The sequence below is a fragment of the Bacteroidia bacterium genome (assembly GCA_039924845.1).
GTDB lineage: Bacteria > Bacteroidota > Bacteroidia > DATLTG01 > DATLTG01 > DATLTG01.
Map to the genome: position 1 here is coordinate 1 of JBDTAC010000065.1, position 14747 is coordinate 14747.

Consider the following 14747-nt stretch of genomic DNA (forward strand, 5'->3'; position numbering starts at 1 on the left):
CTGCACCGAGCATTTATCCTCCGGCAAGTATTCGACAAGCACCTGCACCGAGTAGTTACCCTCCGGCAAGTATTCGACAAGCACCTGCACCGAGTAGTTACCCTCCGGCAAATATTCAATAAGCACCGGCACCGAGTAGTTATCCTCCGGCAAGTATTCGACAGACACCTGCACCGAGTAGTTACCCTTTGTCAAAATTAAAAGAGGAACTTTTATTGAACGGAAGTATTAATAATGGAATCTCAAGCCTATCAATTTTCACAGTTCTCTATGAGTTAAAAGAAAATTAGAGTTTATATCGAATAAGTACAATCCCTATATTTATGCTTTAGCCCGAGATTGCATAATGTAATTCAATTGCTATATATTCACATTCGCAAATCTTCACATTAACGGCATCTTCATTTAAAATTCACGAAACCATTTTAATCTTGTTGCGAAATCTTCATCAAAAACTTAAAAATAGAAATATGAAAATCACCAAAAAAATTTTCGCAATTGTTTGCGTTTTTGCATTTACAGCAAGTGCTGCATTTGCACAAATCCCGCTGGAGCAATGGGCGCACAACCATCCTGCTGCATCAAAAGAACTGGGCGAATGGGTAAAAAATCATCCAAAAGCTGCGCGCATTATGTTTGAGTGGGACGGCAATCATCCGGAGCGTTCACAAGAGTTTGTAACCTGGACTATCAATCATCCGAAACAAGAAATTGATGCTTTTGCAGCGATGCATCCTAATTGGTCTCATTTAGATGAAATAATGAAATCGCATCGTCCAGCTGCAAGGAACTTTATGGCTTGGTGTCGCAAACATCCGAAAGCTGCCCATGATTTAATGGCGCACAAAGGTGGTTTAAAATGGGCTGGCGATCATTTGTACAAAGAATCTTGGAATATGGAAACGCCCAATAAATAGTCGTTTCAAAAAATATTTTTCAAAGCCTCCGAAATATTCGGAGGCTTTTTTAGTTTAAATATTTACCTTTAAAACCTTAAAAAATATTTTTTGGATGGCAGAAGAATATGTGAAAAAGAGCATTCGTCTTTGGAGTGTGCAAGACAGACCCAGAGAAAAATTGTTGGGAAACGGTTGTGTTGCTTTGTCGGATGCCGAATTAATAGCCATTTTAATTGGATCAGGAAACAGAAACGAATCGGCAGTGGAACTTTCGAGAAGAATATTGGACAGCAACAGCAACGATTTAAACAAATTGGGAAAATTATCCGTAAAGGAATTAATGAAATTCAAAGGTATTGGAGAAGCAAAAGCATTGAGCATTGTTGCTGCTTTAGAAATTGGTCGCAGAAGACGTGCGACAGAAGTGAAAGAGCGCGAAAAAATCACTTCGAGCAAAGATGTATACGATTATTTTTCTCATTTAAGTGATTTGCCGAATGAGGAGTTTTGGATTTTATTGTTGAATCGTTCCAATAAAATTATCGGCAAACAAAATATTAGCAAAGGCGGAATTGCAGGAACTGTGGTGGATGCAAAAATAATTTTTAAACATGCTATTGATCAGTTAGCGGAATCCATTATTTTGTGTCACAATCATCCTTCCGGAAATTTGCAGCCGAGTAAAGAGGATATTTTTATCACAAAAAAAATAAGCGATGCCGGAAAATTAGTAGATGTAAAAGTGTTGGATCACATAATAGTGGCGGAAACTGGATATTATAGTTTCGCAGACGAAGGGAAAATGTAGGTTACGAATTGGTTACGAATTGGTTACGAATAAACGAATGATTGCGAATTTACGAAATGAAGTTGGGTTACGAATTACGAATAATTGCGAATTTACGAATAACAAATGATTACGAAATAAAATGTTGAAAATACTTACTATTATTGGTGCACGACCGCAAATTATAAAGGCGGCAGCATTAAGTAGAGCCATAAAAAATAATTTTTCGGATCGCATAAAAGAAATTATTGTGCATACTGGTCAGCATTACGATGCGAACATGTCGCAAGTTTTTTTTGATGAATTGCAAATTCCGAAACCTGATTATAATTTGAATACAGGCTCCGGTTCTCACGGAACACAAACAGCTTCCATGATTGTTGGAATCGAAAAGATTTTAATAGATGAAAAACCGCATTGCATCGTAGTTTACGGAGATACTAATTCTACTTTGGCAGGAGCAATTGCTGCATCCAAAATTCATATTCCTGTGGTGCATATCGAAGCCGGATTGCGCTCCTTTAACAAAGCAATGCCCGAAGAAATCAATCGTATTTTGTGTGATCATGTTTCTACTTTACTTTTTTCTCCAACACAATCTGGTTTCGAAAACCTTGTGAAAGAAGGCTTTTCGACAAAAAATAAAGCACCGTATTCTGCCGACAATCCGAAAATTTATCATTGCGGAGATGTGATGTTCGACAACAGTATTTATTTTTCTGAAATCGCTGAAAAGCGCACTACTATTTTGAAAGAGCTTGAATTGGAAAGTGGAAAATTTATTTTGGCAACCATCCATCGCAACAATAATACAGATGAACCAAAAAGATTAAATGCGTTGTTTTCGGCACTTCATAAAATTAGTTCTGAAAATAAAATTTTCGCCATACTTCCTTTGCATCCGCGTACTTCTGGTTTGTTGAAGAAAAATTTAGATCCTATACTTTTCGAAAAAATACATCAAAATAAATTCTTGAAAATAATTCCGCCTGTTTCCTTTTTAGAAATGACAGCCCTCGAAAAAAATTCAAAAATAGTTCTGACAGATTCTGGCGGTGTTCAAAAAGAAGCCTTCTTTTTCAAGAAACCTTGTATTATTTTACGTTCTGAGACCGAATGGGTAGAATTAGTAAATGCAGGCGTAGCAAAAATTGTAGATGCAGACGAATCAAACATTTTAAAAGCATACGAATATTTTTCAGGTACTGAAAAATTAATTTTTTCGAACCTCTTTGGTGATGGAAAGGCATCCGAATTTATTTGTGCAGAAATGTTACAACACATAGCACATGATTGATTCAGAACTACTTATTTATACGCATAAAATTACGAGCAGAAACAAATTTGTTTTCAATCTTTTTTTTAGAGATGTGCTCCATGTAAAGCACCGAATGACTTCGGATGCAGCTGTTTTTAAAAATTATTTGGGAGCTAAGTTTAGTTACACCTTGCATCCTTTGGAAAACGAATTGTTTTTTCTTTCTAAAAATTTATTATTCGAAATGGGAATCAAAGAGCAAGCCATTTCTATATACGATTGGGAAGGTTCAAAAATTTTTTTTCCGACTGGTAAAAACTCCGCATTGCCTTTCGATCCTTTTGCTGCAGCTTTTTATTTGGTGAGCCGTTACGAAGAATATTTGCCGCATATTCGTGATCGACACGATCGTTTTGATGCGAAAGAAAGTTTGGCTTTCCAAAATAATTTTTTGGATAAACCTTTGGTAAATACATGGGCAAAAAGAGTAAAACAAATAATTTTAGGATATTTTCCTGATTTTCATTTTCCGGAATCCACGTATCATTTTGTTTCAACAATTGATATTGATAACGCATACGCGTATCGCGAAAAAGGTTTGGTACGTAGCATCGGAGCTTATTTTCGAGCAATTGTAAAAGGCGATTTTGCTGAAATTTCGGAACGCACAAAAGTGTTATTCGGCAAGCAGCACGATCCGTACGATACGTATGCATATCAATTGGAAATTCAAAAAAAATATAAATTTCGACCGATTTATTTTTTTCTGTTGGGCGATTATGCAGCGAACGATAAAAATATTCAGCCTGAAAATAAAAAATTCCAATCGCTCATCAAAGAGCTTTCAGACTATGCAGATGTGGGCATTCATCCTTCTTATAATTCGGCAGATAACATCGGAAAAATAAAAAAAGAAGTCGGTAAATTATCTAAAATAGTAAATCAAGAAATTACAAAAAGTCGCCAACATTTTTTGCGATTAAAATTTCCAGAAACATACAGAAACCTCATAGATATTGATATCACAGACGATTATACAATGGGTTATGCTGATTATGTGGGCTTTCGGGCGAGTATTTGTACTCCTTTTCATTTTTATGATTTGGATATGGAAACGGAAACACGCCTCGTTATTCATCCTTTTGCGGTGATGGAATGTACGTTAAAACAATACATGAACATTGCACCAGAAGAGGCGATGAATTATATAAAGCCATTGATAGATGCCGTAAAATCAGTAGATGGCGTGTTTATAATGCTTTGGCATAATGAGACCTTGAGCGATGCCGGAATTTGGAAAAACTGGCGACAAATTTACGAGGACGCCATCGTTTACGCACTCGAGAAAAAATAATTTTTTAACCTATTATTTTGATAAAATACCTACAACATACCGAAATCAATCAGCAAAAATGGGACGCTTGCATTGCGCATTCCTTCAACGGAATTGTGTACGCTTATTCTTGGTATTTGAATGTGGTGAACGAAGGCTGGGAAGCGCTTGTAGAAGGCGACTACAAAGCGGTGATGCCACTTACAAAAGCAAATAAAATGGGTTTAGATTATTTGTATCAACCTTTTTTTACTCAACAATTGGGTGTTTTTTCGGTGGATAAAATCAATGAAAAAGTGGTAGATGATTTTTTGAATGCGATTCCTAAAAAGTTTTCGTTTGTTGAAATAAATGTCAATACATTTAATAAAGTTATTTCTTCAGAATACACAATAAAATCAAATGTTACACACGAATTAGATTTGATAAACAGTTACGAAAATCTGTATCAAAAATTTTCAGATAATACCAAAAGAAATATCAAAAAAGCCATTCAACATAAATTAGAATTAAACGGCGAAATTACCGTGGATGCGATGATTGATATGTTTCGCGCGAACAGAGGAAAATCAATCAAGAATTTACGCGATGCTGATTACGATATGTTGAAACGTTTGATAACAAATTGTTTACAACAGAAAAGAGGCCAAATACGTGCAGTTTTTTCAGCCGAAAAAAAAATGCTGGCGTGTGCTTTTTTTGTAGAAAGCAATGGGAAAGTTATTTTTCTTTTTTCAGCAAGCAACGAAGAAGCGAAGCAAACAGGAGCGATGCCGTTTTTAATCGATCGTTTTATTTACGACAATTCACAACGTAATTTGGTATTCGATTTTGAAGGTTCCAATCATCCCGATTTAGCGCGATTTTACAAAAGTTTCGGTTCTACAGAATGTATATATTTACAAATTCGTAAAAACAAATTACCTTTCTTTTTGCGATGGATAAAAGGATAGTGAAAAAATGAAACAATGAATTTTAAAGATGTGCTGGAATTGTTGAGTATTTTTTGGCTGTGCACTGTAAAATTTTCAGTGGCAGGTGTTCCTGCGGCTGTTTTCGCAGGATTGCCATTTTTCGAAGCCGTTACCATTACATCGCTGGGCGGTTTTGCCGGAATTTTAATTTTCACCTTTTTGAGCGAAAGTATTTTACGTTGGTGGAAGAAAAAAATAACGCGTTACGCTTTAGTTATTCCGCGCAAACCGCGAAAAATACACTCTTTCAGAAATAAATTTTTAGTAAAATTTAAACGAAACTTTGGATTAGCGGGTATCGCAGCCATTACGCCCATTTTTTTATCCATTCCTTTGGGCGCATTTATTGCCGTGCGGTATTACTCCAACAAACAGCAAATACTGGCCTATATGTTTGTTTCTGTTTTTTTATGGGCAGTGGTATTATTTTTCTTTTACGGATTGTTTTACAACCACATTCATGTTTTTGCTTTACCGAAAAAGTTGTGATTTCTTGAGTTGAAAAAGAGGACTCAAAAAAATAATTTTTCAATACATAAAATAAATTCTATCCAATTGTATAGAAACAAATTTGTATATCTAAAAAAACTTCTGTATCATTGCAGTCCTTTTTCAGGAAAATAATAATTGAATTAAAAAGAAAATAGCCATGGGATTATTAGAATATGCAGAAGAAAAATTGGTTACAAAAAGAGAGTATCCTGCTTTCAAAGCTGGTGATACAGTAACCGTTCACTATAAAATTAAAGAGGGCGATAAAGAACGCGTGCAACAATATCAAGGTGTTGTATTGCAACGCAGAGGTGTTGGTGTGGTAGAATCTTTTACCGTTCGTAAAATTTCTAACGGAGTTGGTGTAGAACGTATTTTCCCTGTTCACTCGCCTTTCATCGATAAAATTGAGGTAAATAAAGTAGGTGTTGTTCGTAGAGCAAGATTGTTTTATTTACGCGCTCTTACTGGTAAAAAAGCACGTATCAAAGAGAAAGTACAATAATTTCTTTTTGAAAAATTATTTTTCTAAGCCCCTAATTTTAGGGGCTTTTTAATTCATTGTGATGAACAAAAAAGAAGAAATAGCGCGACGTAGAACCTTCGGAATCATTAGTCACCCCGATGCCGGAAAGACAACACTTACTGAAAAATTATTATTGTTTGGAGGCGCCATTCAAAGTGCCGGCGCGGTTAAATCGAATAAAATAAAAAAGCATGCCGCCTCCGATTTCATGGAAATTGAGCGCCAAAGAGGGATTTCTGTGGCTACTTCCGTGATGGGTTTCGAATACAAAGGCATTAAAATAAATTTATTGGATACGCCCGGCCACGAGGATTTTGCGGAAGACACTTATCGTACACTTACCGCGGTAGACAGCGTTATCATGGTGATTGATTGCGTAAAAGGAGTAGAACCGCAAACGCGAAAATTGCTCGAAGTGTGTCGCATGCGCAATACGCCTGTGATTGTTTTTATCAATAAATTAGACAGAGAAGGCCGCGATCCATTTGATTTGATGGACGAAATTGAGAAAGAATTAAAAATACATGTTCGCCCGCTGAGTTGGCCCATTGGCATTGGAAAAAGATTTAAAGGCGTTTACAATATTTACGAAAAAAACTTAAGTCTTTTTCAAGCTGGAAATAAGCAAAACGAAAAAAATACGGTTACCATTCAAGATGTGAATAGCAAAGTTTTAGAGGAACACATCGGCGAAGATTTCGCTAAAAAATTACGAGAAGACATTACCTTAATTAATGGTGTTTACAACGATTTCAATAAAAAAGATTATTTGGACGGAAAAATTTCGCCTGTTTTTTTCGGTAGCGCCGTTAATAATTTTGGTGTGAAAGAATTGTTGGATTGCTTTATTGACATTGCTCCTGCTCCATTGCCGCGCGAAACAGATGTTCGAATTTTCAAGCCAGAAGACGATGCATTTAGCGGATTTGTATTTAAAATCCATGCGAATATTGATCCGAAACACCGCGATCGAATTGCTTTTTTACGAATTTGTTCCGGCGTTTTTGAACGCAATAAAAATTATTTTTTGGTACGCGAAAATCGTAGTGTAAAATTTTCGAATCCTACCGCTTTTATGGCACAGGAAAAATCCATTATCGACATCGCCTATCCCGGTGATATTGTAGGTTTGTACGATACCGGAACATTCAAAATTGGCGATACATTGACCGATAATATCAAAGCAGTTTTTAAAGGGATCCCACGCTTTTCACCTGAACTTTTTAAATATGTTGTCAATACCGATCCGATGAAAACCAAGCAACTCAACAAAGGGTTGGAACAATTAACGGACGAAGGCGTGGCGCAACTTTTTACAAAAAAAACAGACAATCGAAAAATATTGGGAACCGTTGGTGCGCTTCAGTTTGAAGTAATACAACATCGCTTAAAGAGCGAATACAATGCGTCGTGTAATTTCGATCATATTTCCTTGCACAAAGCATGTTGGATTACCAGTAAAGATCGAAAAAAATTGCAAGAATTTATTGCTGATAAATATTCGCATATTGCTGTGGACAAAGAAGAACAGCCTGTTTTTTTAGCAGAATCTGCTTGGGCTTTGCAAATGGCTCAAGAAAAAAATCCAGAAATTGAATTTCGATTTATTTCGGAAACAGCTTAAAAATAACGTTCAAAAAATATTTTTTTCGAAGTCCCTTTTTTATTTCAGATAATTTTCCGCTTTTTTCAAAACACTTGCCATTCCGCTTAAATCAGTACCTCCCGCAGTAGCATAAAACGCCTGTCCGCCACCACCACCATTAATTTCTTTTGCTAATTCGCGAATCATCGTATTGGCATTCCAATTTTTTTCTGCAATTAAATTCTCCGAAATAAGAATGGAAATCGTCGGTTTTCCGTTTACTTCCGCAATAAGTACCAAAAATAAATTTTTCAAACTGCTTTTTAATCCGAAGCAAATATCTTTAATTGCTTCCGCAGAATCCAAGTCAATTTTTTCAGCAATAAAATTAATACCGTTAATCATTTTTATTTTTTGTGGAAGATTTGCCTTGATAATAGTAGCTTTTTCTTGATACAAATGTTCCACTTGCTTTTTCAATTGCATATTTTCTTTCAATATATTTTCAACGGAAGGCACTATATCTTTGGAATTTTTCTTCAAAATAATTTTTAATTTATCAACTGGATGCACAAAATTTTCATACAAATAGGTAATTGCTTTTTCTCCTGTTCGTGCTTCAATCCTTCTGATTCCAGCAGCAATAGCGGCTTCGGAAGTTATTAAAAACAATCCTATTTTTCCAGTCGCATCAGTGTGCGTTCCTCCACACAACTCAATGGAATAATTCTTATCGAATGTAATCACGCGCACTTCATCTCCGTATTTCTCGCCAAACAAAGCCATTGCGCCTGATTTTTTTGCTTCTTCAATCGGTAATATCTTTACCTCCAACAAAATATTTTCTCTGATTTTCTCATTCACAATTTTTTCAATTTCCAAAATTTGTTCGGCAGTGAGATGAGAAAAATGAGAAAAATCGAAACGTAAATGCTCCTCGCTTACCAGCGACCCTTTTTGTTCCACATGTGTTCCCAAAACCTTTCTTAATGCCGCATGAAGCAAATGTGTAGCAGAATGATTATTGGCAGTTAATTGACGTTTTTTTGCATCTACAACCGCCGAAAAAGATTGATATAAATTAGAAGGTAATTTATCAGTGATATGAATAATAACTCCGTGTTCTTTTTTGGTATCGAGTACTTTTATTTCTTCTTTTGGTTCTGAATCTACTGATATTAAAAATCCAGTATCACCCACTTGTCCGCCACTTTCCGCATAAAAAGGTGTTTCCTTTAATACAATTTGAAACAGCTCTTTTCCTTTCGCTTTTACTTTTCGATATTGAATTATTTTTGATGCTGCGGTTAATTTTTCGTAGCCTACAAAATCAGATGGCGAATACGTTTCTAAATTTATCCAATCTTCGGTATCCACACTGGCTGCGGCGCGCGAGCGATTTTTTTGCAATTCCAATTGCTCTTGATAACTTTCCATATCCACAGAAAAGTTTTTTTCGCGTGCTAAAAGCTGCGTCAAATCTATCGGGAAACCAAATGTATCGTACAATTCAAAAGCGAAATGTCCAGAAATTATTTTTGTACCTTTTAAGGTTTTTATGTATTCTTCAAAACGAATAATTCCATTGCCTAGCGTACGTAAAAAAGATTTTTCTTCTTCTAAAATTACTTTTTCAATGAGTTCATTTTGCGATGTTAATTCAGGAAAAGTTCCTCCCAATTGGTTCACTAAAATCGATACCAAGCGGCAAAGAAAAGGTTCTTGAAGATTTAAAAAAGTATATCCGTAACGTACCGCTCTGCGTAAAATACGGCGAATCACATAGCCAGCGCCATTGTTAGAAGGCAATTGTCCATCCGCAATAGCGAAAGAAATAGTGCGAATGTGATCGGAAATAACGCGCATCGCAATGTCTGTTTGTTCGCTTTTTTTGTACGCGATGTTCGTAGTTTTCGAAATAAAATCAATGAAAGGCGTAAAAACATCGGTATCGTAATTGGATTTTTTTCCTTGCAAAACCATACACAAGCGCTCGAAACCCATTCCTGTATCAACATGTTGCGCTGGCAATTTTTTTAAACTTCCATCTGCCAAACGATTGAATTCCATAAACACCAAATTCCAAATTTCAATCACTTGAGGATGGCTTGCATTTACCAAGGATTTTCCGTCAATTTTTTTACGTTCTGCGTCATCGCGAATGTCTACGTGCACTTCGGAGCAAGGTCCACAAGGACCAGTATCACCCATTTCCCAGAAATTATCTTTTTTATTTCCATTGATAATTCGGTCTTCGGAAATATATTTTTTCCAGCAATCATACGCCTCTTGATCAAACGCCAAATGATCGTCTTTACTGCCTTCAAAAACGGTTACGTACAATCTATTTTTATCTATTTTATAAATTCCAGTAAGTAATTCCCACGCCCATTCGATTGCTTCTTTTTTAAAATAATCGCCAAAGCTCCAATTACCAAGCATTTCGAACATAGTGTGATGATAAGTATCCACGCCAACTTCTTCCAAATCGTTGTGTTTACCGGACACACGCAAACATTTTTGTGTATCCGCAATACGCGGAAATTTAATGGGCGCATTTCCCAGAAAAAGATCTTTAAACTGATTCATGCCCGCATTGGTAAACATCAAAGTAGGATCGCCTTTAATAACCATGGGTGCAGATGGAACAAGGGTATGTTTTTTCGATTCAAAAAAATCAAGAAAAGTTTGACGGGTTTCGGTAGAATTCATTTCAAAAAAATATTTTTTTCATTAACATAATTTAACAACAAGACTTCTTAAAAAAGACTTGCAAAGTTAGATGAAATAATTAAATTTGCGTTGCTCAACAAAACAGTTTTTTGATGCTTCCAAAAAATAATTTTTCGAAGCGTTATTTTTCAAAGATTCATGTCGAAAGTAAAATACAGGTATAATACAAAATCGCTTACGTACGAGAAGGTTCAAATAGCCTTTAAGGATCGTTTTAAAAAACTATTATCGTACCTCGCCACCGGAACTGTTTTTGCCGGAGTAACTGTTTTTATTGCGTTTACTTATTTTAATTCTCCAAAAGAATTGGCGCAAAAACGAGAAATTACCGAACTTAAATTGCAATACGATTTATTGAATAAACGCATGGATTTGGCTTCGCAAGTATTAAATAATTTACAAGACAGAGACGACAATATTTACCGTGTTATTTTAGAAGCTCCGCCCATTCCAAATGACGTTCGTAAAGCAGGTTTTGGTGGTGTGGACAGGTATCAAGATTTGCAAGGTTATGACAATTCGGATTTATTGGTGGAAACCACTAAGAAGCTTGACATCATTACAAAACAACTTTACATTCAGTCTAAATCGTTTGACGAAGTAGCGAAATTGGCCGAAAACAAAAAGGAAATGTTAGCAAACATTCCTGCCATACAACCCATTGCTACCAAGGATTTGATTGAGATTGGTTCTGGTTTCGGTTGGCGCATGCACCCGATTTTTAAAACCATGCACTTTCATACAGGCGTTGATTTAGTAGCGCACGAAGGCACTCCTATTTACGCTTCTGGCGATGGCGTTGTAGAACCGCTTGCAAGTACCGAAGATGGCTACGGAAACCATGTGGTGATTGACCATGGATACGGTTACGAATCGCTGTACGGACACATGAGTAAAATAATTGTACAACCCGGACAAAAAGTAAAACGCGGCGAAGTGATTGGTTACGTAGGCAGCACGGGTTTATCTACTGGTCCGCATTTACATTATGAGGTAATAAAAAATGGAGAAAGAGTAAATCCCGTTAATTTTTTCTACCACGATTTAACTCCGGCAGAATTCCAACAAATTACCCGTGCAGCTTCACAACCAGGACAATCTTTCGATTAAAAAATTATTTTTTTGAAGCATATTTTTTATGCCTTTTTTTTCGTTTGAAAAATTATTTTTTTGAAAGCCTCGCAATAAAAAAGATTTCTTAGCGTTTTGGGTAGAAATAATTTTTCGGAGATGAAAAAAATATTTTCCATACTATTTTTTCTTCTTTTATCTAACTTGATAAAAGCCCAGATTGGAGATAGTTTGATTTCTAAAAATAATTTTTACGGTGATTTCGGAGATTCCCTCGCACTCAACGATTCAATTGCACAAGCGCATTATGCCGTTGTAGATGCCTATGTGTTGCATCTCAAAAAAAGATATAGAAACATTCCTTCGCTTGCCAAGGATTTAACAGCAACATTTACTTCGCCAGAAGATAAAGTACGCGCCATTTTTCGTTGGATGACAAATAATATTTCGTACGATTGTGCCGATTATCACAACAAAAATAAAACACTTGGCGGCGGCGTTTCGTATTCTTCCACAACTTCCAAATCACAAATAACAGCGCAATGGGCAAATATGTATTATAGATACGCCAATCGCGTACTTCGTAAACGGAAAGGGATTTGCGAAGGTTATGCCATTTTATTTTATGAATTGTGTAACCAAAGCGGGATTAATTGCGAAATAATTCATGGCTTTGCGGATCAGAATTCAAAAAGAATAGGGAAATACAAAACTTTTCACCGAAAATTTACCAACCATGCTTGGGACAGTGTTGAGTTGAATGGAAATTGGTACGATTTAGATGCCACTTGGGCAAGCGGAAGTTGCGATGAAGAAGTGCGTCATTTTTATAAAGGATTTAACGCTGCTTATTATTTAACTTCCGCTAAAAAATCTTTTGCTGACCACATTCAAAGTATTAAAGAAACTGAAAAATTAAATCGAGACATCGGAAATTAATTTACCAACTTTTTATGCCTTCAAAAAAATAATTTTTCAACCTGCTTTTTTAACCTTCCTATTTTTCACTTTTCTGCTTTTAAAATCCATCCTTTTTTGGTGCTTCCATATTTAATTTATAAAAAGTATCTTTGCGCTCCAAAAAATATTTTTTCATGGACAAAAATTCGTTTTACGGTTTATTAGTAATAGGTGCAGTGCTTTTGGGATGGATGTATTATATGTCTCCATCCAAAACGGAACTGGAAAAACAGAAAAGAACGCAAGATTCGATTGCCGTTGTTCAGCAAACAGCTGCGGTGCAAGCCCAATTGGCGCAAAAAAATAAAAATGTGGTACCCATTGTTTCCAAAAACGATACTGCGAAAACAATTGTTGTAAGTGATTCTGCGAAATCCGTAGCGAAAAAATCAGCGTACGGTGCATTTGCCGATGATATCGGAAAAATAAATAAAAATATTGTCATCGAAAACGAATTGATGAAAGTTACGCTGAGCACAAAAGGCGGAAGAATTGCATCTGTTCAATTAAAAAAATACAAAACCTCTGCAGGAACACCTTTGTTTCTTTTTAATTCCGATTCTTCTTCTTTCGGATTGGAATTTAGCGCGTTTTCAAAAGGTTTTTCTACCGATTCTTTGTTTTTTACATCTGTCGGAAATCGTTTTATTGTGAGCGGAAAAGATTCTTCACACATCGCAATGCGTTTGTACGCGGGTGATTCGACCAAATACATCGAATACGTTTATACTTTGATTGGCAACAGTTATATGATGTCTGTAAAAGTAAATACGGTGGGTTTGCAAAATATTATTGCTTCTAACGACAATGAATTTAACTTGATTTGGCAAATGAAAACGCCTTCTCAAGAAAAAAATATTATCAATCAACAACGCGCTTCCACTATCTATTACCGCTACGCGGATGACGATGTAAATTATATCAGCGAACGAAAAGATGAGAAAAAATCCTTGGAAGACGCCAAATTAAAATGGATTTCTTTTAAACAACAATTTTTCACTTCGGTTTTAATTGCAGATAATTCGTTCGAAAAACCCAATGATATCGAAACAAAAACGGAAACGGGTTCCGAAAAATATGTAAAAAATTTCAATGCTGAACTTTCTATCCCTTATAACCACGAACAAAGCGAAAGTTTTCCGATGCACTTTTATTTTGGACCAAACGATTTTAAAACGCTGAAAAAATTTGATCTCGGACTCGAACATCAAGTGCCACTTGGCTGGGGAATTTTAGGTTGGATCAATCGTTTTGTTGTAATTCCAATTTTCGATTTTTTAAGTAGCACTGGAATGAATTACGGAATTGTTATTTTAATTCTCACGTTGGTTATCAAGCTCTGCTTGTTTCCAGTGGTTTATAAAACATATTTGTCATCCGCAAAAATGCGTGTATTGAAACCTGAAATTGACGAAATCGGTAAAAAATTTCCGAAAAAAGAAGACGCACTAAAAAAACAACAAGCCACCATGGCGATGTACAAAAAAGTAGGCGTAAATCCTTTAGCAGGATGTGTCCCGATGCTTTTTCAAATGCCGATTTTATACGCTTTGTTTGAATTTTTTCCATCTTCCATACAATTAAGACAACAAGGGTTTTTGTGGTGTCATGATTTATCGACTTACGATTCCATTTATCAATTGCATTTTACCATTCCCATGTATGGCGATCACATCAGCTTATTTACTTTGTTGATGACGCTTTCCACACTTTTATATACTTGGTCGAACAACCAATTGATGGGATCGCAAAATCAAATGCCTGGCATGAAATGGATGATGTATTTAATGCCTGTTCTGTTTTTGGGATTCATGAATAATTATTCTGCCGGCTTGAGTTATTATTATTTTTTGGCGAATATGATTACGTTCGGACAAACCATGATTATGCGCAGCTTTGTGGATGAAGACGCTTTGCACAAAAAGCTTCAAGAAAACAAAAAACGTCCCGTAAAAGTTTCTTCTTTCCAAAAACGATTGGAAGAAATTTCAAAACAACAACAAGCACAACGCAAAAAATAATTTTCGGCGCACTTGGCTATTGCATGGTTTTAGTAGTATAATTACTATGCGAGACTTAAAAAATAAGATTTTGAATGCTTTCTTAATCGAGTAACATATTTGTAACTC

The 14747-nt window shown here is 35.8% G+C and carries 12 protein-coding genes; 11 read left to right on the forward strand and 1 reads right to left on the reverse strand.

From position 1 onward, the window contains the following. Positions 1-470: 470 nt before the first annotated feature. The 8 genes from ABIZ51_07070 to ABIZ51_07105 all read left to right on the forward strand — a co-directional run bounded on the left by ABIZ51_07070 (position 471) and on the right by ABIZ51_07105 (position 7893). Positions 471-917, forward strand: a complete 447-nt coding sequence (locus tag ABIZ51_07070) for a hypothetical protein (GenBank protein ID MEO7088534.1) — start codon at positions 471-473, stop codon at positions 915-917. Positions 918-1011: 94 nt separating this feature from the next. Then, positions 1012-1707 carry a DNA repair protein RadC gene (gene radC, locus ABIZ51_07075; protein MEO7088535.1) on the forward strand — a complete coding sequence of 232 codons (696 nt, stop codon included), beginning with the start codon at positions 1012-1014 and terminating at the stop codon, positions 1705-1707. A 121-nt stretch (positions 1708-1828) separates the two neighbouring features. Beyond that, positions 1829-2983, forward strand: a complete 1155-nt coding sequence (wecB, locus tag ABIZ51_07080) for a UDP-N-acetylglucosamine 2-epimerase (non-hydrolyzing) (protein MEO7088536.1) — start codon at positions 1829-1831, stop codon at positions 2981-2983. Next, the gene (locus tag ABIZ51_07085; GenBank protein MEO7088537.1) at positions 2976-4298 is read left to right on the forward strand and encodes a polysaccharide deacetylase family protein; all 1323 of its coding nucleotides are present in this window, start codon (positions 2976-2978) and stop codon (positions 4296-4298) included. The genes wecB and ABIZ51_07085 overlap by 8 nt, the downstream gene beginning before the upstream one ends. Before the next feature lie 17 nt (positions 4299-4315). After that, on the forward strand, positions 4316-5230 hold the full coding sequence (locus tag ABIZ51_07090; protein ID MEO7088538.1) for a GNAT family N-acetyltransferase: 915 nt from the start codon (positions 4316-4318) through the stop codon (positions 5228-5230). 15 nt (positions 5231-5245) lie between these two features. Then, positions 5246-5740 (forward strand): hypothetical protein, encoded by a 495-nt coding sequence (locus ABIZ51_07095; protein MEO7088539.1) that lies wholly within the window; start codon positions 5246-5248, stop codon positions 5738-5740. A 160-nt stretch (positions 5741-5900) separates the two neighbouring features. After that, a complete protein-coding gene (gene rplS, locus ABIZ51_07100) occupies positions 5901-6248 on the forward strand; it encodes a 50S ribosomal protein L19 (GenBank protein MEO7088540.1) in 348 nt (115 codons plus the stop codon). A 61-nt stretch (positions 6249-6309) separates the two neighbouring features. Further along, entirely contained in the window at positions 6310-7893 is a 1584-nt protein-coding gene (locus ABIZ51_07105; GenBank protein MEO7088541.1) for a peptide chain release factor 3, read from the forward strand. Positions 7894-7932: 39 nt separating this feature from the next. On the opposite strand, the gene alaS is transcribed toward ABIZ51_07105, so the two are convergent. After that, entirely contained in the window at positions 7933-10566 is a 2634-nt protein-coding gene (gene alaS / locus ABIZ51_07110) for an alanine--tRNA ligase (GenBank protein ID MEO7088542.1), read from the reverse strand. A gap of 159 nt (positions 10567-10725) precedes the next feature. On the opposite strand from alaS, the gene ABIZ51_07115 reads away from it, so the two are divergent. The 3 genes from ABIZ51_07115 (at position 10726) to yidC (ending at position 14639) form a co-directional block, all read left to right on the forward strand. Continuing rightward, the gene (locus tag ABIZ51_07115; GenBank protein ID MEO7088543.1) at positions 10726-11697 is read left to right on the forward strand and encodes a peptidoglycan DD-metalloendopeptidase family protein; all 972 of its coding nucleotides are present in this window, start codon (positions 10726-10728) and stop codon (positions 11695-11697) included. A gap of 120 nt (positions 11698-11817) precedes the next feature. Continuing rightward, positions 11818-12597, forward strand: a complete 780-nt coding sequence (locus ABIZ51_07120) for a transglutaminase domain-containing protein (protein MEO7088544.1) — start codon at positions 11818-11820, stop codon at positions 12595-12597. 155 nt (positions 12598-12752) lie between these two features. Next, a complete protein-coding gene (gene yidC / locus ABIZ51_07125; protein MEO7088545.1) occupies positions 12753-14639 on the forward strand; it encodes a membrane protein insertase YidC in 1887 nt (628 codons plus the stop codon). The last annotated feature ends 108 nt before the right edge of the window (positions 14640-14747 follow it).

Coding starts and splice junctions, on each gene's coding strand:
- ABIZ51_07070 (MEO7088534.1), top strand. CDS start 471: ATGAAAATCACCAAAAAAATTTTCGCAATTGTTTGCGTTTTTGCATTT.
- radC (MEO7088535.1), top strand. CDS start 1,012: ATGGCAGAAGAATATGTGAAAAAGAGCATTCGTCTTTGGAGTGTGCAA.
- wecB (MEO7088536.1), top strand. CDS start 1,829: ATGTTGAAAATACTTACTATTATTGGTGCACGACCGCAAATTATAAAG.
- ABIZ51_07085 (MEO7088537.1), top strand. CDS start 2,976: ATGATTGATTCAGAACTACTTATTTATACGCATAAAATTACGAGCAGA.
- ABIZ51_07095 (MEO7088539.1), top strand. CDS start 5,246: ATGAATTTTAAAGATGTGCTGGAATTGTTGAGTATTTTTTGGCTGTGC.
- rplS (MEO7088540.1), top strand. CDS start 5,901: ATGGGATTATTAGAATATGCAGAAGAAAAATTGGTTACAAAAAGAGAG.
- ABIZ51_07105 (MEO7088541.1), top strand. CDS start 6,310: ATGAACAAAAAAGAAGAAATAGCGCGACGTAGAACCTTCGGAATCATT.
- alaS (MEO7088542.1), bottom strand. CDS start 10,566: ATGAATTCTACCGAAACCCGTCAAACTTTTCTTGATTTTTTTGAATCG.
- ABIZ51_07115 (MEO7088543.1), top strand. CDS start 10,726: ATGTCGAAAGTAAAATACAGGTATAATACAAAATCGCTTACGTACGAG.
- ABIZ51_07120 (MEO7088544.1), top strand. CDS start 11,818: ATGAAAAAAATATTTTCCATACTATTTTTTCTTCTTTTATCTAACTTG.
- yidC (MEO7088545.1), top strand. CDS start 12,753: ATGGACAAAAATTCGTTTTACGGTTTATTAGTAATAGGTGCAGTGCTT.